Source organism: Streptomyces sp. NPDC056128, from assembly GCF_042263835.1.
GTDB lineage: Bacteria > Actinomycetota > Actinomycetes > Streptomycetales > Streptomycetaceae > Streptomyces.
The window spans coordinates 105362-126513 of record NZ_JBHJVQ010000017.1; the positions used below are offsets into that span (position 1 = coordinate 105362).

Annotated in this window: 19 protein-coding genes and 1 pseudogene; 3 read left to right on the forward strand and 17 right to left on the reverse strand. The window is 72.0% G+C overall.

Features of this window, described 5'->3' with window-relative positions; genetic code table 11:
* Positions 1–111: 111 nt before the first annotated feature.
* From der to aroH, 5 genes are all read right to left on the reverse strand, one after another.
* Positions 112–1590, reverse strand: coding sequence for a ribosome biogenesis GTPase Der (gene der / locus ACFC1X_RS26860; RefSeq protein WP_376357807.1), 1479 nt, complete (start codon positions 1588–1590; stop codon positions 112–114).
* Positions 1591–1664: 74 nt separating this feature from the next.
* Positions 1665–2312: a lysophospholipid acyltransferase family protein gene (locus ACFC1X_RS26865; protein ID WP_376357810.1), complete on the reverse strand. Its 648-nt coding sequence runs from the start codon at positions 2310–2312 to the stop codon at positions 1665–1667.
* A complete protein-coding gene (gene cmk / locus ACFC1X_RS26870; RefSeq protein ID WP_125490800.1) occupies positions 2309–3004 on the reverse strand; it encodes a (d)CMP kinase in 696 nt (231 codons plus the stop codon). Before cmk ends, ACFC1X_RS26865 begins: the two co-directional genes overlap by 4 nt.
* Before the next feature lie 112 nt (positions 3005–3116).
* Positions 3117–4202: a prephenate dehydrogenase gene (locus ACFC1X_RS26875; RefSeq protein WP_376357813.1), complete on the reverse strand. Its 1086-nt coding sequence runs from the start codon at positions 4200–4202 to the stop codon at positions 3117–3119.
* Entirely contained in the window at positions 4199–4561 is a 363-nt protein-coding gene (aroH, locus tag ACFC1X_RS26880) for a chorismate mutase (protein WP_376357816.1), read from the reverse strand. Before aroH ends, ACFC1X_RS26875 begins: the two co-directional genes overlap by 4 nt.
* Before the next feature lie 140 nt (positions 4562–4701).
* Here aroH and ACFC1X_RS26885 point away from each other — a divergent pair, with 140 nt between their 5' ends.
* A complete protein-coding gene (locus ACFC1X_RS26885) occupies positions 4702–5097 on the forward strand; it encodes a Rieske (2Fe-2S) protein (RefSeq protein WP_376357819.1) in 396 nt (131 codons plus the stop codon).
* Positions 5098–5120: 23 nt separating this feature from the next.
* Complete coding sequence (locus ACFC1X_RS26890; RefSeq protein WP_376357822.1) at positions 5121–5864, forward strand: DNA polymerase beta superfamily protein; 744 nt, start codon at positions 5121–5123, stop codon at positions 5862–5864.
* On the opposite strand, the pseudogene ACFC1X_RS26895 reads toward ACFC1X_RS26890, so the two are convergent.
* The 12 genes and pseudogenes from ACFC1X_RS26895 to ACFC1X_RS26950 form a co-directional block, all read right to left on the reverse strand.
* Positions 5793–5954 (reverse strand): annotated as a pseudogene (locus ACFC1X_RS26895) (nucleotidyltransferase domain-containing protein); the annotation flags it as partial. The gene ACFC1X_RS26890 and the pseudogene ACFC1X_RS26895 sit on opposite strands and share 72 nt — an antisense overlap.
* 144 nt (positions 5955–6098) lie before the next feature.
* Entirely contained in the window at positions 6099–7121 is a 1023-nt protein-coding gene (locus ACFC1X_RS26900) for an ADP-ribosylglycohydrolase family protein (RefSeq protein ID WP_376357825.1), read from the reverse strand.
* Positions 7118–7837, reverse strand: a complete 720-nt coding sequence (locus ACFC1X_RS26905) for an NUDIX domain-containing protein (RefSeq protein ID WP_376357881.1) — start codon at positions 7835–7837, stop codon at positions 7118–7120. Before ACFC1X_RS26905 ends, ACFC1X_RS26900 begins: the two co-directional genes overlap by 4 nt.
* A gap of 73 nt (positions 7838–7910) precedes the next feature.
* On the reverse strand, positions 7911–9026 hold the full coding sequence (locus ACFC1X_RS26910; RefSeq protein WP_376357828.1) for a pseudouridine synthase: 1116 nt from the start codon (positions 9024–9026) through the stop codon (positions 7911–7913).
* Positions 9026–9679 (reverse strand): SMC-Scp complex subunit ScpB, encoded by a 654-nt coding sequence (gene scpB, locus ACFC1X_RS26915; RefSeq protein WP_352154653.1) that lies wholly within the window; start codon positions 9677–9679, stop codon positions 9026–9028. Before scpB ends, ACFC1X_RS26910 begins: the two co-directional genes overlap by 1 nt.
* Complete coding sequence (locus tag ACFC1X_RS26920; protein WP_376357831.1) at positions 9676–10761, reverse strand: segregation and condensation protein A; 1086 nt, start codon at positions 10759–10761, stop codon at positions 9676–9678. The genes scpB and ACFC1X_RS26920 overlap by 4 nt, the downstream gene beginning before the upstream one ends.
* An 18-nt stretch (positions 10762–10779) precedes the next feature.
* Positions 10780–11295, reverse strand: coding sequence for a hypothetical protein (locus ACFC1X_RS26925; protein ID WP_376357834.1), 516 nt, complete (start codon positions 11293–11295; stop codon positions 10780–10782).
* 41 nt (positions 11296–11336) lie between these two features.
* Complete coding sequence (locus ACFC1X_RS26930; protein WP_376357837.1) at positions 11337–12467, reverse strand: ParA family protein; 1131 nt, start codon at positions 12465–12467, stop codon at positions 11337–11339.
* A gap of 387 nt (positions 12468–12854) precedes the next feature.
* Positions 12855–13970 carry an alanine dehydrogenase gene (ald, locus tag ACFC1X_RS26935; protein ID WP_376357840.1) on the reverse strand — a complete coding sequence of 372 codons (1116 nt, stop codon included), beginning with the start codon at positions 13968–13970 and terminating at the stop codon, positions 12855–12857.
* A 142-nt stretch (positions 13971–14112) separates the two neighbouring features.
* Positions 14113–16140 (reverse strand): tetratricopeptide repeat protein, encoded by a 2028-nt coding sequence (locus ACFC1X_RS26940; RefSeq protein WP_376357843.1) that lies wholly within the window; start codon positions 16138–16140, stop codon positions 14113–14115.
* A 175-nt stretch (positions 16141–16315) separates the two neighbouring features.
* The gene (locus tag ACFC1X_RS26945) at positions 16316–16951 is read right to left on the reverse strand and encodes an NUDIX domain-containing protein (protein ID WP_376357846.1); all 636 of its coding nucleotides are present in this window, start codon (positions 16949–16951) and stop codon (positions 16316–16318) included.
* Positions 16952–17037: 86 nt separating this feature from the next.
* Positions 17038–18687, reverse strand: a complete 1650-nt coding sequence (locus ACFC1X_RS26950) for a CTP synthase (protein WP_122617435.1) — start codon at positions 18685–18687, stop codon at positions 17038–17040.
* A 544-nt stretch (positions 18688–19231) separates the two neighbouring features.
* Between ACFC1X_RS26950 and ACFC1X_RS26955 the strand changes: the two genes are divergently transcribed.
* The gene (locus ACFC1X_RS26955) at positions 19232–21034 is read left to right on the forward strand and encodes a glycoside hydrolase family 15 protein (protein ID WP_376357884.1); all 1803 of its coding nucleotides are present in this window, start codon (positions 19232–19234) and stop codon (positions 21032–21034) included.
* Positions 21035–21152: the final 118 nt, after the last annotated feature.

Sequence of the window (21152 nt, forward strand, 5' to 3'; positions counted from 1 at the left end):
GCAGGCCCCGGGGCGCGGCCAACGGGCCCCGCGCTGGGGTGTATGAGGCCCACCCGTTCCGAGTCTTGCGGTTCCCCCCGGCCGGGGTCACCCTCTCTCGTCGTACGACCGCTACTTCTTCTTCGCGCCGCGCTTCTCGCGCACCCGCACCGAGATGTGGATCGGCGTCCCGTCGAAGGCGAACTCCTCACGCAGCCGGCGCTCGATGAACCGCCGGTAGCCCGCCTCGATGAAGCCGGAGGCGAAGAGCACGAAGCGCGGCGGCTTGGTGCCGGCCTGCGTGCCGAACAGGATGCGGGGCTGCTTGCCGCCGCGCACCGGGTGCGGGTGGGCGGCGACCAGCTCGCCGAGGAAGGCGTTCAGCCGGCCCGTGGGGACGCGGGTCTCCCAGCCGGCCAGCGCGGTCTCGATCGCGGGGACCAGCTTCTCCATGTGCCGGCCGGTCTGCGCCGAGACGTTGACCCGCGGCGCCCACGCCACCTGGCCCAGCTCGGTCTCGATCTCCCGCTCCAGGTAGTAACGGCGCTCCTCGTCGAGGGTGTCCCACTTGTTGTAGGCGACGACGATCGCGCGGCCCGCCTCAACGGCCATGGTGACGATCCGCTGGTCCTGGACCGAGATCGACTCGGAGGCGTCGATGAGGATGACGGCGACCTCCGCCTTCTCGACGGCGGCGGCGGTGCGCAGCGAGGCGTAGTAGTCGGCGCCCTGCTGGAGGTGGACACGCTTGCGGATGCCCGCGGTGTCGACGAACTTCCAGGTCACGCCGCCGAGTTCGATCAGCTCGTCGACCGGGTCGCGGGTGGTGCCGGCCAGTTCGTTGACGACGACGCGCTCCTCGCCGGCCACCTTGTTCAGCAGCGAGGACTTGCCGACGTTCGGGCGGCCGATCAGGGCGATGCGCCGGGGGCCGCCGACGCCGCCGCCGAAGGACTCGCGCGGCGCCTCGGGCAGGGCCTCCAGGACCTGGTCCAGCATGTCGCCGGTGCCCCGGCCGTGCAGCGCGGAGACCGGGTGCGGCTCGCCCAGGCCCAGCGACCACAGGTAGGCGGCGTCGGCCTCGCCGCTCGGGCCGTCCACCTTGTTGGCGCACAGCACGACGGGCTTGCCGGCCTTGCGCAGCAGCCTTACGACCGCCTCGTCGGTGTCGGTGGCGCCGACCTTGGCGTCCACGACGAAGACGACCGCGTCGGCGGCCTCGATGGCGTACTCGGCCTGTGCGGCCACGGAGGCGTCGATGCCGAGGACGTCCTGCTCCCAGCCGCCGGTGTCGACGACCTTGAAGCGGCGGCCGGCCCACTCGGCCTCGTAGGTGACGCGGTCGCGGGTGACGCCCGGCTTGTCCTCGACGACGGCCTCGCGGCGGCCGATGATGCGGTTCACGAGGGTCGACTTGCCGACATTGGGACGGCCGACGACGGCGAGGACGGGCAGCGGGCCGTGCCCGGCCTCCTCGATCGCGCCCTCGACCTCCTCGAGGTCGAAGCCCTCGTCGGTGGCCAGCTCCATGAACTGCGCGTACTCGGCGTCGCCGAGCGCCCCGTGGTCGTGCTCCTCGCCCGAGCCCTCGGAGTGGATGTGGTCGTTCATGAAGTCCGTACCTCGTTCATCGTGGTGATCGGTGGAACACCCCTGTACTGGGTGATCCACTACTCAAGTGTCGCCTAGCGTGTGGTGAGCCGCCTGGCATTCTCCAGGTGCGCGGTCAGCTGCTTCTGGATGCGTTCGGTGGCCTCGTCCAGCGCCTTGCGGGTGCGGCGTCCGCTGCCGTCGCCCGCGTCGAACGGGTCGCCGAAGACGACGTCGACCCGTGCGCGCAGGGGAGGCAGCGCCTTTATCAACCGTCCGGGACGGTCGGTACTTCCCAGCACCGCGACCGGGACGATCGGGGCGCCGCTGCGGAGCGCGAAGTAGGCGAGCCCGGCACGCAGCGAGGCGAAGTCGCCCACACCCCGCGTGCCCTCCGGGAAGATGCCCAGCACGCCGCCGTTCTCCAGCACGCCGAGCGCCTGCCCGATGGCCGTGCGGTCGGTGGAGTGGCGGTCCACCTTGAGCTGGCCGATGCCGGTCAGGAAGCGTCCGAGCGGGCCGATGAACGCCTCCTTCTTGATCAGGAAGTGCGTCGGCCTGGGCGCCACGCCCATGACCATCGGGCCGTCGATGTTGTGCGCGTGGTTGACGGCGTAGATCACCGGGCCACTGGCGGGGACCCGCCAGGCGCCGAGCACGCGCGGCTTCCACAGCCCGTACATCAGGCCGACGCCGATGCGCCGCCCGACCTCGGCGCCCCGCGCCGAAGGGACCTCGGTCACTTCCCCGCCCGCTTCTCCTCGACGAGGGTGACGACACACTCGATGACCTGCGGCAGGGTGAGGGCGGTGGTGTCCACCTCGACCGCGTCGCCGGCCTTGGCCAGCGGGGAGGTCTTCCGGGTGGAGTCGGCCGCGTCCCGCTTGATCAGGGCCTCGCGGGTGGCGTTGACGTCGGCGCCCTTCAGCTCGCCGCTGCGGCGGGCGGCGCGGGCCTCGGCGGAGGCGGTGAGGAAGATCTTCAGGTCGGCGTCCGGCAGCACGGTCGTGCCGATGTCGCGGCCCTCGACGACGATGCCGAGCGGCGCGGCGGCGGCGATGGAGCGCTGCAGCTCGGTGATCCGGGTCCGCACCTCGGGGACGGCGCTGACCGCGCTGACCTTGGAGGTGACCTCCTGGGTGCGGATCGGGCCGGACACGTCCACGCCGTCGACCGTGATGGCCGGGCCCAGCGGGTCGGTGCCGGAGACGATCTCGGGCTTGCCGGCCGCGGCGGCGATCGCGTGCGGGTCGTCGGTGTCGATGCCGTTGGTCACCATCCACCACGTGATCGCCCGGTACTGGGCACCGGTGTCCAGGTAGCTCAGGCCGAGCTGCGCGGCCACGGCCTTCGACGTGCTCGACTTGCCCGTGCCGGAGGGGCCGTCGATGGCGACAATCACGGCCGGGACGGTCGGGGCGGCGCCGTTTTCCACGAGGGGACACCTTCCTGGTGCGGTGCGGTGGGTGGTGTGCGGGACGCGAGCGCGTCCCGCACAAGGTTACTGGGTCCCCGGAGCCCCTCTTACAGCCGTACGAGCTACCGGATCACTGCCGGATGGCCCAGCCCCGGTCCTTGAGGGACGCGGTGAGGACGGCGGCGGCCTTCGGCTCCACCATGAGCTGCACCAGACCCGCCTGCTGGCCGGTCGCGTGCTCGATGCGGACGTCCTCGATGTTGACGCCGGCCACTCCCGCGTCCGCGAAGATGCGGGCCAGCTGGCCGGGCTGGTCGTCGATGAGGACGGCCACGGTCTCGTAGGCCCGCGGGGCGGAGCCGTGCTTGCCGGGGACGCGGACCTGTCCGGCGTTGCCGCGCCGCAGCACCGAGGCGATACCGGTGCCGCCCTCCAGGCGCTTGTCCTCGTCGGAGGACTGCAGGGCGCGCAGGGCCCGTACCGTCTCCTCCAGGTCGGTGGCGACGTCGGTGAGCAGGTCGGCGACCGGCCCCGGGTTGGCGGAGAGGATGTCGATCCACATCCGGGGGTCGGAGGCGGCGATCCGGGTCACGTCGCGGATGCCCTGGCCGCACAGCCGTACGGCGGCCTCCTCGGCGTGCTCCAGGCGGGCGGCGACCATGCTGGAGACCAGGTGCGGCATGTGTGAGACGAGGGCCACGGCGCGGTCGTGGGCGTCCGCGTCCATCACCACCGGCACCGCGCGGCAGTGCGAGATCAGCTCCAGGGCGAGGTTCAGCACCTCGGTGTCGGTGTCCCGGGTAGGGGTCAGCACCCAGGGGCGGCCCTCGAAGAGGTCGCCGGTGGCGGCCAGCGGGCCGGACTTCTCGCGGCCGGACATGGGGTGCGTGCCGATGTACGACGACAGGTCGAGGCCGCGGGCCTCCAGCTCCCGGCGGGGACCGCCCTTGACGCTGGCCACGTCGATGTACCCGCGGGCGGCGCCGCGTCCCATGGCGTCGGCGAGGACGCCGGCCACCAGGGCGGGCGGGGCCGCGACGATCGCCAGGTCGACGGGGCCCTCGGGCGCCTCGTCGGTGCCGGCGCCGAGCGCGGTGGCGGTGCGGGCCTGCTCGGGGTCGTGGTCGGCGAGGTGGACCGTGACGCCGCGCTGGGTCAGCGCGAGGGCGGCGGAGGTGCCGATGAGGCCGGTGCCGATGACGAGTGCGGTTCTCACTGGGCGATGTCCTTGCGCAGGGCCGCGGCGGCGCCGAGGTAGACATGGGCGATCTCGGAGCGGGGCCGGTCGGACTCGATGTGGGCGAGGACCCGGACGACGCGGGGCATGGCGCCCTCGATGTCCAGCTCCTGGGCGCAGATCAGCGGCACGTCGGTGATGCCGAGCCCGCGGGCGGCGGCGGCCGGGAAGTCGCTGCGCAGATCGGGGGTGGCCGTGAACCACAGGCTGATCAGGCTGTCGGCCGACAGGCCGTTGCGCTCCATGATGGCGGTCAGCAGGGCGGCGACCTGCTTGTCCATGTGCCCGGCCTCGTCCCGTTCCAGTTGGACGGCGCCCCGGACCGCTCGTACCGCCACGGCATGCTCCTTGCTGACGTGCGTATCGGTTCTTGGTCCGTCCAGCCTAGTCAGCCCGCCGGGTACCGGCCCGGGGCGCCCGCCCCCTGAGACGCTGGTCCCGATCGGCATCTCCTCCCCCACGCCTCCCGGAGTGACCCATGAATCACGGCCCGACGCGTCGTACGGCCCTCATCTCGGCGGGCGCGGCGGCGTTCGCCGTCGGCTGCGGCAGCGGCGACGACTCCGGGGACGCCGAGACCTCCCCGGGCCAGGAGCTGACGACGACGGACGGCATCCCGGTGCGCGGCGGCAGGGTCCTCGCGGAGCAGAAGATCGTGGTGACCCAGCCGGAACCGGGCGACTTCAAGGCGTTCTCGGCGGTCTGCACCCATCAGGGCTGCATCGTGTCGGACGTGCGCGACGGCACCATCGACTGCGCCTGCCACAACAGCCGGTTCAGTGTCGCGGACGGCTCGGTGGAGCAGGGACCGGCGACCGAACCGCTGCCCGAGAAGCGGATCACGGTGGAGGGAAATTCGGTCCGCCTGGCGTGAGGCGCCCGCGTACGCTCCCCGGCATGGACCCCGAGCTGCTGGTGCGCGACCACACGATCTACGCCTGTGTCATGGGTTCGCGCGCCTTCGGTCTGGCGACGGAGGACAGCGACACCGACCGCCGGGGCGTCTTCCTCGCCCCCACGCCCCTCTTCTGGCGCTTCGAGAAGCCGCCGGCGCACGTGGAGGGTCCGGCCGAGGAGCAGTTCTCCTGGGAGCTGGAGCGCTTCTGCGAGCTGGCCCTGCGCGCGAACCCCAACGTCCTGGAGTGCCTGCACTCACCGCTCGTGGAGTACGCCGACGCCACGGGCCGCGAACTGCTGTCCCTGCGCGACGCGTTCCTCTCCCGCCGCGTCCACGAGACGTTCACGCGATACGCCCACGGCCAGCGCCGCAAACTGGACGCCGCCGTCCGCACGCACGGCGCCCCGCGCTGGAAGCACGCGATGCACCTGCTGCGGCTGCTGGAGTCCGCCCGCGACCTGCTGCGCACGGGCACGCTCACCATCGACGTCGGCGACCGCCGCGAGTCACTGCTCGCCGTGAAGCGCGGCGAGGTCCCCTGGCCGGAGGTGGAGACCCGGATGACCCGCCTGACCCGCGAGAACGACGAGGCCGCCCACCACACCCCACTCCCCACCGAACCGGACCGCCGCCGCGTCGAGGACTTCCTCCTCCGCACCCGCCACGCCTCGGCCCTCCAGACGAACCCTCACGACGAAGTCGTGCAGGGCGTCGTACCCGGCGGGGGCATCGGGCAGCACTGACCCCACCTGCGCCTCGTCCAGCACCCCGTGCAGCCGCTCCACATCGCCCCACACCCGCGCGTTCTCGCGCGCCGCGACCAGCGGCGGCAGCAGCTGCTCCAGCTCATAGCCGTTGCGCCGGAGCATCAGCGACCTCGCTCACCAGCTGCACCTCGGCCGCCGACAGGTCGATGTTGCCGGGCACCAGGTCTCCGCCGGCTCACGCAGCCGGACACGCCGGAGACGGTGGCGAACTCAAGCGTCCCAGAGCGCGCCCAGGGACAGCAGGTCGCCCCGGTACTCGATGCGGTCGGACCAGTCGGTGGGCCAGGCGGCGGCGCCCAGGTGGGCGCCGGCGAACGCGCCCGCGAGGCAGGCGATGGAGTCGGAGTCGCCGGAGGTGCAGGCGCCGCGGCGCAGGGCGGTCAGCGGCTCGTCGACGAAGAGCAGGAAGCAGAGCAGCCCGGCCGCCATGGCCTCCTCCGCGATCCAGCCCTCGCCGACGGACAGGCAGGGGTCGGTCTCGGGCGAGGCGGTGCGCACGGCCCGCTGGAGACGGTCGAGGATCGCCAGGCACTCGTCCCAGCCGCGGGCGATGAAGTGCTGGGGCGTGGGGTCCTGGGCGCGGGTCCACAGGTCGCCGAGCCAGCGCTCGTGGTAGCGGCCGCGGTTGTCGTAGGCGTACGAGCGCAGCAGCCCGACCAGTCCGGTCGGCTCCGCTCCCTCGGCGAGCAGCCGTACGGCGTGCGCGGTCAGGTCGGAGGCGGCGAGCGCGGTGGGGTGGCCGTGCGTGAGCGCGGACTGCAACTGGGCGGCGCCCGCGCGCTGTTCGTCGCTCAGACCGGGGACGAGTCCGATGGGCGCGACGCGCATGTTGGCGCCGCAGCCCTTGGAGCCGACCTGGCTGGCGTCCTGCCAGGGGCGGTCGGCCCGCTCCAGGAGGTCGCAGGCGCGCAGGCAGGTGTTGCCCGGCGCCCGGTTGTTCTCCGGTGAGCGGTTCCAGGCGATGAACTCCTGGCGTACCGGTTCGGTCATCCCCTCGGGCGCGAGGACCCCGCGGTCCATGGCCGTCCGCAGCCCCTTCCCCAGCGCCAGCGTCATCTGTGTGTCGTCGGTGACGTACGCCGGGTCCGGCAGCGTCATCTCCCGCCAGGGGCCGCACTTGGCGAGGATCGCCGGGACGTCGTTGAACTCGGTCGGGAAGCCCAGCGCGTCGCCGAGGGCGAGGCCGGTGAGCGCTCCGGTGGCGGCGCGCTTGGTGACGGTGTTCGTGGTCATGCGGGGCGTCCTTCCCGAGGGGTGCGGAGCAGGGGCGGGTGCAGGGTGGTGGCGGGGCCCGCGCGGTACAGCGCGGCGGGCTTGCCGCGGCCGCCGGTCAGCCGGGCGGCGCCGGGGACGGGCTCCACGAAACCCGGGGTGGCGAGGACCTTGCGGCGGAAGTTGGGCCGGTCGAGAGCCGTGCCCCACACCGTCTCGTAGACCTGCTGCAGCTCGCCCAGCGTGAACTCGGGCGCGCAGAAGGCGGTGGCCAGGCAGGTGTACTCCAGCCTGCCGCCGACGCGGGTCCGGGCGTCGGCCAGGATCCGGTCGTGGTCGAAGGCGAGCCCCCGGGCCGCGTCGTACGGCATCCAGCGGGCCTCGGCCGCGTCGGTGCCGGCGTGCGGCTCGGGCGGGTCGGGCAGCAGCGCGGCGAAGGCGACGGAGACGACCCGCATCCGGGGGTCGCGGCCGGGTTCGCTGTAGGTCCGCAGCTGCTCCAGGTGCAGCCCGGTCACGTCCGCCAGGCCGGTCTCCTCGGCCAGCTCGCGCCGGGCGGCCGTCTCCGCCGACTCGTCCGGCAGCAGGAAGCCACCGGGCAGCGCCCAGCGGCCGGCGTACGGCTCCTGGCCGCGCTCGACGAGCAGCGCGTGCAGGGCGCCCGCGCGCAGTGTGAGGACCGCGAGATCGACGGTGACGGCGAAGGGTTCGAAGGCGTGCTTGTCGTAGCCGCGCAGAACGGCCCACCCCCTTAATAGTCACTAGGACTATAAAGAAGGTGGGCCGGTCAGGACAACCCTGGGGGGACGCCTAGAGTTCGACCTCCGACATCAGCATCCCGACCTCCGTGTTGGACAGCCTGCGCAGCCAGCCCGACTTCTGGTCGCCCAGCGTGATCGGGCCGAAGCCGGTGCGCACCAGCTGGTCGACGGGGAAGCCCGCCTCCGCCAGCATCCGGCGGACGATGTGCTTGCGGCCCTCGTGGAGGGTGACCTCGACCAGGTAGTTCTTGCCGGTCTGCTCCACGACCCGGAAGTGGTCCGCGCGCGCGTACCCGTCCTCCAGCTGGATGCCGTCCTTGAGGCGCTTGCCGAGGTCCCGCGGGATCGGGCCCACGATGTGCGCGAGGTAGGTCTTCTTCACGCCGTACCGGGGGTGGGTCAGGCGGTGCGCCAGCTCGCCGTGGTTGGTGAGCAGGATGACACCCTCGGTCTCGGTGTCGAGCCGGCCCACGTGGAAGAGGCGGGTCTCACGGTTGGTGACGTAGTCGCCGAGGCACTGGCGGCCCTCCGGGTCCTCCATGGTGGAGACGACACCGGCGGGCTTGTTGAGCGAGAAGAACTGGTACGACTGCGTGGCGACGGTCAGGCCGTCGACCTTGACCTCGTCCTTCTCCGGGTCGACGCGGCGGCCCTGCTCCAGCACGATCTCGCCGTTGATCTCGACCCGCGCCTGCTCGATCAGCTCCTCGCAGGCGCGCCGGGAGCCGTAGCCCGCGCGCGCGAGGACCTTCTGCAGCCGCTCGCCCTCCTGCTCGGCGCCGGGGAAGGTCTTCGGGAGCTTGACGTCCTTCTTGCCCGCGTACCGCTCGCGATTGCGCTCCTCGGCCCGCGTCTCGTACTCGCGGGACGTGGCCGGAGCCGAGCGGCCACGCTGCTGGGGCCGCTTGGGGCCGCCCTTGGCGCCGCCGCGGGCCGCCCCGCCGCGCCCGGACTTGGGGCCCTCGGGGGAGGCGCCGGGGCCCACGTCGTAGCGGCGCTCCTCCGGGCGGGGCTTCTTCGGCCGGCCGCCCGGCTTGTCGTCGCGGTTGTTACCGGCGCCGCGGAAGTTACCGCGGCCACCACTGCTCCCGCCGCGGCCGCCGCTGTTGCCACCACGGCTCCCGCCGTTGTTTCCGCTGCTGTTCCTGCCGCTGCTGCTTCGCATCAAAGTTCCGTCTTGTCGTCTGCGTCCTCGGAATCCGGGGCGTCCGGATCGAACGACGGGACCCCTTCCAGCGTCTCGGCCTCGATCGCCGCCGCCTCCGGGAGGAAGGGCGCGAGCTCCGGGAGCTCGTCCAGGCCGCGCAGGCCCATCCGCTCCAGGAAGTAGTTCGTCGTCACGTACAGGATCGCACCTGTTTCGGGTTCCGTGCCCGCCTCCTCGACCAGACCCCGCTGCAGGAGGGTGCGCATCACGCCGTCGCAGTTCACGCCGCGCACCGCGGAGACGCGGCTGCGGCTGACCGGCTGGCGGTAGGCGACGACGGCGAGGGTCTCCAGCGCGGCCTGGGTGAGGCGGGCGTGCTGGCCGTCCAGGACGAAGCCCTCGACGGCCGCGGCGTACTCGGGGCGGGTGTAGAAGCGCCAGCCGCCGGCGATCAGGCGCAGCTCGAAGCCGCGGCCCTGGACGGTGTACTCGTCGGCCAGCTCCCGCAGGGCGTCCGCGATGTGCCGCCGGGGGCGTTGCAGTATTTTCGCCAGCTGCTCCTCGGTCGCGGGCTCGTCGACGACCATGAGGACGGCCTCGAGTGCGGGCTTGAGGTCGAGGTCGGCGACGCCGTCCGGTGCGCGCACGGCCTCCGTGGTCTGCTCACTCACGCCTTCCGCTCCTCCTCGGTCTTCTCCGGCGGCCGGTCGAACTCGTCGGTCACCACCGGTGCGGCGTCCTCGTCACCGCCGGTCCAGCGCACCAGCAGGTCGCCGAGGGCGGTCTCCTGGTCCAGCTCGACGGCCTTCTCCCGGTACAGCTCCAGCAGGGCCAGGAAGCGGGCCACGACGGTCAGTGTGTCCGCGGTGTCCTGGACCAGCACGCGGAAGCTGGCCTCGCCCAGCTCCCGGAGCAGGGCCATTACGATCCCGGCCTGCTCCTGGACGCTGACCAGGGGCGCGTGGATGTGCTCGACGTAGACCTGCGGCTTGGGCTTGGGCTGCATGGCCTTCACGGCGAGCTTGGCGAAGCCCTCGGGGCCGATGCTGATGACGACCTCGGGCAGCAGCTCGGCGTGGTGGGGTTCCAGGCCGACGGTACGGGGGTAGCGGCGGGCCTCGGACTCCAGCCGCTCGTTGAAGATCTCGGCGATCTGCTTGTAGGCGCGGTACTGGAGCAGCCGCGCGAAGAGCAGGTCGCGGGCCTCGAGCAGTGCCAGGTCGGCCTCGTCCTCGACCTCCGCGGCGGGCAGCAGGCGGGCCGCCTTCAGGTCGAGCAGGGTGGCGGCGACCACCAGGAACTCGGTGGTCTCGTCGAGGTCCCAGTCGGACCCCATCGCCCGGATGTGCGCCATGAACTCGTCGGTCACCTTGGACAGCGCGACCTCGGTGACGTCCATCTTGTGCTTGGAGATCAGCTGAAGAAGCAGATCGAACGGCCCCTCGAAGTTGGCGAGCCGCACCTTGAAGACACCGTCATCGCCGCCGCCGGCCTCCGCGCCCTGAGCAGGGGAGGCGTCGGCCGGGGCGGTCGCGGCGGGAGGCGCGGCTTCAGGCTGCGCAGCCTCCAGCGGGACCTCGGCGGGCGCGGCTTCCGGCAGGGCATCCGGTGGTGGCTCAACGGCGACCGGCGCGGGCACCGCGCGGGGCGGTGCTTCCTCCTCGGGGGCCCCCGAGGCTTCTCCGGGCCCCCGCCCCAGCGCGCGCCGACGGCCGGCGCGGGGGCCGGGGCTGGAGGCGTCGTTCGAGGTCATGGCCCCCGCAGGCTACCGCTACCGCCCGCGCAACCGTCGTACGAGGATGCTGGCGTCCCCACGGGTCTCCAGGTCGGCGAGGACCACGGCGACCGCCTCGCGGACGATGCGGCCCCGGTCGACGGCGAGGCCGTGCTCACCGCGGAGCACCAGGCGGGCGTGCTCCAGGTCCATCAGCTCCTCGGCGGAGACGTACACGGTGATCTTCTCGTCGTGGCGCTCACGGCCGCTGGGGCGGCGTGCGGCCGCCCTGCCGCCGCGCTTGCGGGGCTGGGCGGCGGCAGAACCTTCCTGCGCGCCCGCGCCCGGCACGGAGGGCCGTGCGGAGCGCTCCGCGCCCCGGCTGCGCGACTCGCCCGCCGTGCCCGGTTCCGCGTCCGCCGCCGCGTGCTCGGCGCCCTCGCCGTCGCCGCCCTGCGCGGGCACCGACTGCGGCGCGTCCTCGGCGGCGGCCTGGTCGCTCTCCCCCGCCGGCGCCGGCACGCGTGCCTCGCCGTTGGCCGGCCGCCGCGGGGTGGACGCCTGGAGCGCCATCCCCCCTGTCGTACGGAAGAGTTCGTCGGCCCCCGGCAGACTCACTCGGCGTGACACCGGGCGAGCACCTCCCTGGCGAGCTGGCGATAGGCGGCGGCACCGACGGAGTTGGAGGCGTACGTGGTGATCGGCTCACCGGCGACCGTGGTCTCCGGGAAGCGGACGGTGCGCCCGATGACCGTGTGGTAGACGTGGTCGTCGAACGCCTCGACGACACGCGCGAGCACCTCACGGCTGTGCACCGTGCGCGAGTCGTACATCGTGGCGAGGATGCCGTCGAGCTCCAGGTCCGGGTTGAGCCGCTCCTGGACCTTCTCGATCGTCTCGGTCAGCAGGGCCACACCGCGCAGCGCGAAGAACTCGCACTCCAGCGGCACGATCACCTTGTGCGCGGCGGTCAGGGCGTTGACCGTGAGCAGGCCGAGCGAGGGCTGACAGTCGATCACGATGTAGTCGTAGTCGTCCATCAGCGGCTTCAGCGCCCGCTGCAGCGTGGACTCGCGCGCGACCTCGCTCACCAGCTGCACCTCGGCCGCCGACAGGTCGATGTTGCTGGGCAACAGGTCCATGTTGGGGACCGCCGTCTTCAGCAGCACCTCGTCGGCCGCCATGCCCCGCTCCATGAGCAGGTTGTAGACGGTGAGGTCGAGCTCCATCGGGTTGACGCCGAGCCCGACCGACAGCGCGCCCTGCGGGTCGAAGTCGACGAGCAGCACCCGGCGCCCGTACTCGGCGAGCGCGGCACCCAGGTTGATGGTCGACGTGGTCTTGCCCACGCCGCCCTTCTGGTTGCACATCGCGATGATCTTCGCGGGGCCGTGATCGGTCAGCGGGCCCGGGATCGGGAAGTACGGCAGCGGGCGTCCGGTCGGACCGATGCGCTCACGGCGCTGGCGGGCCGCGTCGGGCGCGAGCGTGGCGGCGTACTCGGGATCCGGCTCGTACTCCGCGTCCGGGTCGTAGAAGTGCCCCTCGGGCAGTTCGTCGTAGTCGGCGAAGTGGTTGCGGGGCGCGCCACTTCCGTCGCCGGCCATGGCGTTCACGTGTTGGCCATCCATACTCATGTGTGCTGTCAGAGTTGCCTGCGGACTCTGGTGGGCGGCTGCGAAGGTACGTACGGCGACGGAGCCGACAGCCTCGAGACGCCCCGGGCTGTGGGCCCGTGCAGGCATTCCTGGTTGACCACCCCCGGGAGTAAATGTCGACTCATTCACAAGTCGTCTTACCTCCTTGGTGACCAGGGAACTTCTAGACAGGTCAGCGTGGCACCATGCCGACGTTCGGCGACTCTATGGCGTGTCGGCCGTCCGCAGCAACACAATCCGCCGGACCCGGCCCGATGTGTCGGCAATGAAACATCCCTCTGTCAAGGGCGTACGGCCGTCGCACAGCAGGTTTCACCGGTGCGCGAATCGGTTGAAGCGTTACGTTCGAGGCGAGTTGACCGAGAATCGCAAAGTGACCATACACACACCCGGCCGGACCTTGTCGGGCAAGGTCCGGCCGGGTGTGTGGGGTTGACGGTACTTGTTGACGTATCGCCTTTGCGGGTCGCCGACTTAGCCGAGCAGCGTGCTCGGGTCGACGTACTCCAGGCCGTGGGCGTCGGCGACCTCGCGGTAAACGACCTTGCCGTCATGCGTGTTGAGACCCCGGGCCAGCGCGGGGTCACGGCGCAGCGCCTCGACCCAGCCGCGGTTGGCCAGCTCCACGATGTACGGCAGCGTGGCGTTGGTGAGGGCGTTGGTGGACGTGTTGGACACCGCGCCCGGCATGTTGGCGACGCAGTAGAAGACCGAGTTGTGGACCGGGAAGGTCGGCTCGGCGTGGGTGGTGGGACGCGAGTCCTCGAAGCAGCCGCCCTGGTCGATCGCGATGTCGACAAGAACACTTCCCGGCTTCATCCGGGAGACCAGCTCGTTGGTGACCAGCTTCGGGGCCTTGGCGCCCGGGATGAGCACCGCGCCGATGACCAGGTCCGCGTCGAGGACGGCCTTCTCCAGCTCGAAGGAGTTGGACATGACGGCCTTGACCTTGGTGCCGAAGATCTTGTCGGCCTCGCGCAGCTTGTTGATGTCGCGGTCGAGCAGGGTCACGTCGAAGCCCATGCCGACGGCGATCTGGGTGGCGTTCCAGCCGGAGACGCCACCACCGATGACGACGGCCTTGGCCGGGATCACGCCGGGCACGCCGCCCGGCAGCACACCGCGGCCGCCGTTGGAGGCCATCAGGTGGTAGGCGCCGACCTGCGGGGCCAGCCGGCCCGCGACCTCGGACATCGGGGCCAGCAGCGGCAGGGCGCGGCTGGGCAGCTCGACCGTCTCGTAGGCGATCGCGGTGGTGCCGGACTCGACGAGGGCGTCCGTGCACTCCTTGGACGCGGCCAGGTGGAGGTAGGTGAAGAGCGTCTGGTCCTTGCGGAGGCGGTGGTACTCCTCCGCGATCGGCTCCTTGACCTTCAGCACCAGGTCGGCGGCGGCCCAGACCTCGTCGGCGGTGCCCAGAATCCGGGCACCGGCGGCGACGTACTCGGCGTCCGGGATCGAGGAGCCGACGCCGGCGTCGCGCTCGATGACCACCTGGTGGCCGTGGCGCACCAGCTCGTGCACGCCGGCGGGGGTGATGGCCACCCGGAACTCGTTGTTCTTGACCTCGCGGGGGATGCCGACCTTCACGGGGATCACGGTCCTTGGCTCAGAGGATGGGCTATTACAAGACATACCCGCTCAAGCGCGGGCACACCTGGAGAGACCGCAGGAGAATGTGCGGCAGAGCCAGTCTAATGAAGGTGTTCCAGCTGTCCAGCCTTTCAAAGCATCAATCTTCAGACGATGCGCTACGGATTTCGCAGGCGTCTTCGGGATCTTCCCTCAACATGCGGTCGGCGGCACCCCGCTCCAGGCCGGCCGCGGTGGGGTCGCCGAGCCGGTCGAGGGTGTCGGCGAGCCGCAGGTGCAGGGCGGCCTGGAGCCGGACGTCCTCGGCCCGGCGGGCCCACTCGACGGCCTCCTGGCAGGTGCGCAGCGACTCCTCGGGCCGTCCGGCGTACTCCTGGACCCGGGCCAGTTCCGACAGCGCCCGCGCCTGCGCGGCCACGTCCCCGCCCTTGCGGTACCCGGCGACCGCCGCGCGCCAGGAGCGCACCGCCTCGCCGTAGCGGCCCGCGTAGGTGTGGGCGGTGGCGATGCGGCCGTAGATCCGGGCGGCGTCGGCCCGCTCGTCGCGGGCGAGTCGCTGGGCGAGGGCCCGGCCGAACCAGTCGGCGGCCCGGTCGTAGTCCTCCAGCTCCAGGTGGGCGCCGCCCACGGATTCCATCGCGCGGCCGGTGGCGTACGGGTCGTTCGCCTCGCGTCCGGCGTCCAGCGCGGCCCGGTAGCGCACCAGGGCCTCGGCGGTGCGGCCGGTGCGGGCGTCGAGGTCCGCCAGGTTCAGGAGGGCCGCGGCCTTCTCCCGGGGCAGCTCGCGGCGCTCCGCCACGTCGAGCACGAGGCGGTGGATGCCGTACAGGTCGGGGGCGGCCGCCTGGGTGCCGAAGTGCGCCACCATGGCCCGCACCAGCTGGGACATCAGCCGGCGGGCCAGGGTGTCCAGCTCCCCGTCGGCGACCGCGAGGCGGGCCGAGGCGAGCAGGGCGGGGCGCCGGGCGCGCAGCCAGTCGGCGGCCGCCCTCGGGGTGGGGAAGCGCAGGTCGCGCGGCATGCCCACGAGCTTCTCGCGGGCCTGCGGACTGTCCGTCTCGGTGACCGCCCGGCAGGACTGGAGCAGCCGCACCGTCCGCTCCAGCATCCGGGCGCGGGCCAGCTGCAGCTCGGCCGGACGGTCCTTGGTCTCGGCGAGGCGGGTCAGCCGGGCGTGCAGGCAGGCGGGAACCTCGTACCCGGGCGGTGTGGAGCCGACCGCGCGCAGCAGGCCGAGGCCGACGAAGTCGTCCAGGGTGGTGCGGGCGCCGTTCACCGAGCACCCGGCGAGCGCGGAGGCGGTGTGCGGGTCGACCAGGCCGGCCGGGGCGAGGGAGAGCAGGCGCAGCATCCGGGCGGCGGCGCTGGGCAGGGACGCGTAGACGAGGCGGAAGACGCGGCTGAGCGCGGTGCCCTCGTCGCCCTCCGCGTGCACGTGCTTGGCCAGGTCGGCGACGGCCGCCTGGGGCCGGGCCGCGAGCCAGCCGCCGGCCAGGGTGAGCGCGGCGGGCTGGGCCTGGCAGACCTCGACCAGTTGCTCGGCGGCCCGGGGGTCGACGGTGATGCGGACCGAGCCGGTGTACCAGGACAGCAGTTCCATGGCCGACTTGGTGTCGAGGCCGCCCAGCGTGCACGGGCGGACGTCCGCGATGCCGGTCAGCGGCCCCTCGGCGACCACCACGGCCAGGCAGTCCGGGGTGTCCGGCAGCAGGGCGTCGACCTGCTCGGCGTCGGCGGCGGCGTCGAGCAGCAGGAGGACCCGGCGGTCGGCCAGGGCGGAGCGCAGTGCCTCGGTGAGGTCGTCCTCGCCGGCGCCGGGCGGGGTGGGGCGGTCCAGGTCGGTGAGGAGTTCGCGGGCGATCCGTCCGACCGGCACGCGCGTGCCGTCCGGTTCGCTCAGCCGGGCCCGCAGCACGCCGTCGGGGTAGTCGTCCGCGACCTGGGCGGCGAGTTCCTCGGCGAGCGCGGTGCGGCCGGAGCCGGGCCGGCCGGCGATGAGCAGTACGCGCGCGCGAGGGGCCTTGCGTCCGGAGAGGGTGTCCAGGCCCGCGCGCTCGATGTCGGCGCGCAGCTCCTTCAACTCCCGGTTGCGGCCCAGGAACCGACTCTCCTCGACAGGGTCTTCCGACAGCCGTTCGCCGTCCGTGTCCACCGCCTGATCCGTCACGGGCCACACTCCCGATCCCACCGCACCGGCGCCCGCCGGAACCCCGGTTCGGGCGTTTCCAGAGCCTAGTTCACGCTCTGCGACGTTCCCGGCGGAGCGCGGCGGGCAGGTCCCTCGATCGGATCAACAGATGGTCACACCGGCAGGGGGCGGAAGATGGTCCGGCGTCGGCGGGTCAGGCCTCGAAGGGGCGGGCCGGCCACGGCGCCTCGGCCGGGCGGAGCGCGTCGAGTCCGTCGCCCCGCTCCGCGGCGATCAGCGAGAGCACGCCCACGACCAGGCAGTTGTTGTGCAGGTCGCCCGCGAGCACGCCGCGCACCAGGTCCGCGACCGGCACCCGGGCCAGCTCCATGTCGGCCTCTTCGTCCTCGACCTCGAAGCGCTCGCCCTCGGCCTCGGAGAGGTTCCGGGCGAGGAAGATCCGCACGGCCTCGTCGCAGCCGCCGGGGGTGGTGTACACGTCGGTCAGCACCCGCCAGTCCTCGGCCTTGACGTGCGCCTCCTCGTACAGCTCGCGCTGGGCGGCGTGCAGCGGGTTCTCGCCGGGGACGTCGAGGAGTCCGGCGGGGATCTCCCACAGCTTCTCGCGCACGGGGTGCCGGTACTGCCGGATGACCAGCACCCGGCCCTCGCCGTCCAGGGCGAGGACGGCCACGGAGCCCGGATGGACCTGGTAGTCGCGGGTCACCACGGAGCCGTCGGGCATGACCACGTCGTCCGTGCGGACGGAGGTCTTCTTCCCCCGGAAGGGCGTCTCGGTGCCCCGGACCTGCCACTCCTCGGGGGTGTCCTTGATCGTGCTGCCCGTCATGCCTGACCTGCCCTTTCAGACGTACGCGAAAAGCCGGGGCCCGCGCCGTTGAATGCGCGTGCCCCGGCCACCGTACAACTGGTGTGCTACTTCGACGTCTTCCGCTCGACCGCGGCCTTGACCAGCCCGGCGAAGAGCGGGTGCGGGCGGGTCGGGCGCGAGCGCAGCTCCGGGTGCGCCTGCGTGGCGACCAGGTACGGGTGGACGTCGCGCGGGTACTCGACGTACTCGACGAGCTTGCCGTCCGGGGAGGTGCCCGAGAAGACGATGCCGGCCTTCTTCTCCAGCTCCGCGCGGTAGGCGTTGTTCACCTCGTAGCGGTGGCGGTGCCGCTCCTCGACGTACTCCTTGCCGTCGTACACCTCGCGCACGATGGAGCCCTCGGCCAGCTTCGCCGGGTACATGCCGAGCCGCATGGTGCCGCCCATGTCGCCCTCGCCGGCCACGATGTCCAGCTGCTCGGCCATGGTGGAGATCACCGGGTGGCCGGTGGCCGGGTCGAACTCGGTGGAGTTGGCGTCCGCGATACCGGCCAGGTTCCGCGCGGCCTCGACCACGATGCACTGCAGGCCCAGGCAGAGGCCGAGCAGCGGGATCCGGTTCTCGCGGGCGTACTGGATGGCGCCGACCTTGCCGAGCACGCCGCGGTCGCCGAAGCCGCCGGGGATGCAGATCGCGTCGACGTCGCCGAGCTGTGCCGCGGCGCCCGCCGCGGTCTTGCAGTCGTCGGACGTGACCCACTTGATCTTCACGCGGGCCTTGTTGGCGAAGCCGCCGGCGCGCAGCGCCTCGGTGACCGAGAGGTAGGCGTCGGGCAGGTCGATGTACTTGCCGACCAGGGCCATGGTGATCTCGTGGTCGGGCTTGTGGACGCGGTCGAGCAGGTCGTCCCAGGTCGTCCAGTCCACGTCGCGGAACGGCAGGTCCAGCTTGCGGACGACGTACGCGTCCAGACCCTCGGTGTGGACCACCTTCGGGATGTCGTAGATCGAGCGGGCGTCGGGGCAGGCCACCACGGCGGCCTCGTCGACGTCGCACATCAGGGAGATCTTGCGCTTGATCGCGGTCGGGACCTCGCGGTCGCAGCGCAGCACGATCGCGTCCGGCTGGATACCGATGTTGCGCAGCGCCGCGACCGAGTGCTGGGTCGGCTTGGTCTTCAGCTCACCCGAAGGGCCGATGTAGGGCAGGAGCGAGATGTGGACCACGAACACGTTGTCCCGGCCGACCTCGTGCCGGACCTGGCGGACGGTCTCCAGGAACGGCAGCGACTCGATGTCGCCGACCGTGCCGCCGACCTCGGTGATCACGACGTCGACCTCGTCCGTCGCCATCCGGCGGATGCGGTGCTTGATCTCGTTGGTGATGTGCGGGATGACCTGGACCGTGTCGCCCAGGTACTCGCCGCGCCGCTCCTTGGCGATCACCGTGTTGTAGACCTGGCCGGTGGTGACGTTGGCGGAGCCGTCGAGGTCGCGGTCGAGGAAGCGCTCGTAGTGGCCGATGTCCAGGTCGGTCTCGGCGCCGTCGTTGGTGACGAACACCTCACCGTGCTGGAAGGGGTTCATCGTGCCCGGGTCGACGTTCAGGTACGGGTCGAGCTTCTGCATCACGACGCGCAGACCCCGGGCCTTGAGCAGCATGCCGAGGCTGGAGGCGGTCAGCCCCTTGCCGAGCGAGGAGGCGACACCCCCGGTGACGAAGATGTGCTTGGTCGTCGAAGATTTGGGCGGCATGGCCAAGAGGGGGCTCCCGTGGTCGCGGTCTGGGGTGCGGTGCGCTCGCCCTCCGCCCCCGTCGTCCGGGGGTGTCGGCGGCGGCGCCGTCGCTGCGGTTCCGGGGTTTTTCTCCCACCGGTCCACGGGCTACCAGCGTATCAGCGCCTCGGGGCGGCGGCTTCCGGCCACCCTCCGCGCACGCCCGGACACGCAGGTGGGGGCGTCACACTTTCCTCACCCGGTGGTCACCCGTTCGGCGGACCCGGGTTGCCCGGAGCGGCACACAGATCATCTACGTGCGTCGTATCCTGCTCGGACGTTCGCTGCCGAGCCGGCCCCGGCGACGCGGCACCACCCCTCGCCCGTCACCGCCGGAACAACGAGAGCTCGTCAGTTGGTTGAGCGACAATTGTCGTTTGCGGCGCAGCGTTTGGCTTGACGGCCGGACGACTGCTTTGCTTCATGGCTCAACGACGCATGACATACACCCTGACCCCACCCTTGACCGCACTAGCGACCGCCCCCATCGCGGGGTGACGTGGCCGTTCGACTGGAGTTGCACGTGGCCGGGCGCATCGAAGACTACGCACTCATCGGAGACATGCAGACCGCCGCACTGGTCTGCCGGGACGGCACAGTCGACTGGCTGTGCCTGCCCCGCTTCGACTCGCATGCCATCTTCGCCGGTCTGCTGGGCACCGGGGAACACGGCTTCTGGCGGATCGGACCCGCCTGCGCCCCGGGCGCCGAGCCGCCCAGCGCGGCCCGGCGGACCTACCGCGGCGACTCGCTGATCCTGGAGTCCGAGTGGGACACCGGGCGCGGCACGGTCCGGGTGACCGATTTCATGCCGCCGCGCGACGGCGCGCCGCAGCTGATCCGGATCGTGGAGGGCGTCTCCGGCCGGGTGCCGATGCGCTCGGAGCTGCGGATGCGGTTCAGCTACGGCCGGGTGGTCCCCTGGGTGCACAAGCACGAGGGCCGCACGGTGGCCGTCGCCGGGCCCGACTCCGTGTGGTTCGACACGGATGTCGAGACCTATGGCAAGGCGCTCACCACGTACGCGGACTTCACCGTCGCGCCGGGTGACCGGATCGCGTTCACCATCTCGTGGGAGCCCTCGCACAAGGAGCCGCCCCCGCTGCCCGAGCCCGAGCAGTCCCTGGAGGCCACCGAGGACTTCTGGCGCGACTGGGTGGATCACTGTACGTACCACGGTCCCTACCGGGAGGCCGTGGTCCGCTCCCTGATCACCCTGAAGGCCCTGACGTACGCCCCCACCGGCGGCATCGTCGCCGCGCCCACCACCTCCCTTCCGGAGGAGATCGGTGGCGTCCGCAACTGGGACTACCGCTACACCTGGCTGCGGGACGCGGCGATCACCCTGTCCTCGCTGCTGCGCACCGGCTACCGCGAGGAGGCCCGCGCGTGGCGCGAGTGGCTGCTGCGCGCGGTCGCGGGCGACCCGGAGAACCTCCAGATCATGTACGGCATCGCCGGTGAGCGGGAGCTGGGCGAGGCGGAGCTGGACTGGCTGCCGGGCTACGAGAACTCCACCCCGGTCCGGGTCGGCAACGGCGCGGCGCACCAGCTCCAGCTGGACGTCTACGGCGAGGTCACCGAGGCCCTGCACCTGGCCCACATGACCGGCCTGGCCCGCAACGACTACGCGTCGGTGCTCCAGCTGAAGCTGATCCGCTACCTGGAGGACCACTGGCAGGAGCCGGACGAGGGCATCTGGGAGGTGCGCGGCCCGCGCCGCCACTTCGTGCACTCCAAGGTGATGGCCTGGGTCGCCGTCGACCGCACGATCAAGCTGATCGAGTCCGGCGACGCGGACGGCCCGCTGGAGCGCTGGAAGCAGTTGCGCGACGACATCCACCGGGACGTGTGCGAGAAGGGCTACGACAAGGAACGCAACACCTTCACGCAGTCCTACGGCTCCCAGGAGCTGGACGCCTCGCTGCTGCTGATCCCGCAGATGGGCTTCCTGCCGCCGGACGACAAGCGGGTCATCGGCACCATCGAGGCCATCCAGCGGGAGCTGTCCACGTCGGACGGGTTCATCCTGCGCTACCCGACGGACGGCAAGGACGAGGGCGTCGACGGCCTCCCGGGCGACGAGGGCGCCTTCCTCGCCTGCTCGTTCTGGATGGCGGACGACCTGGCGATGATCGGCCGCGTGGACGAGGCCCGCAAGCTCTTCGAGAAGCTGCTCTCCCTGCGCAACGACCTCGGCCTGCTGGCCGAGGAGTGGGACCCGCGCCTCCAGCGCCAGGTCGGCAACTTCCCCCAGGCCTTCAGCCACGTGCCCCTGATCGACACGGCACTGCGGCTGACGGCGAGCGGGGCGTACGGGGGCTAGCGGGGCGTACCGAGAACGACGACGGCGTTGGGGGGGGGGTACCGGGGGGTAGGGCCCCCCACACCGGCCGCCGGCGGGAGCGCCCCCGGGGGCCCCAAGGGGGGCGGTGCCGGGGCGG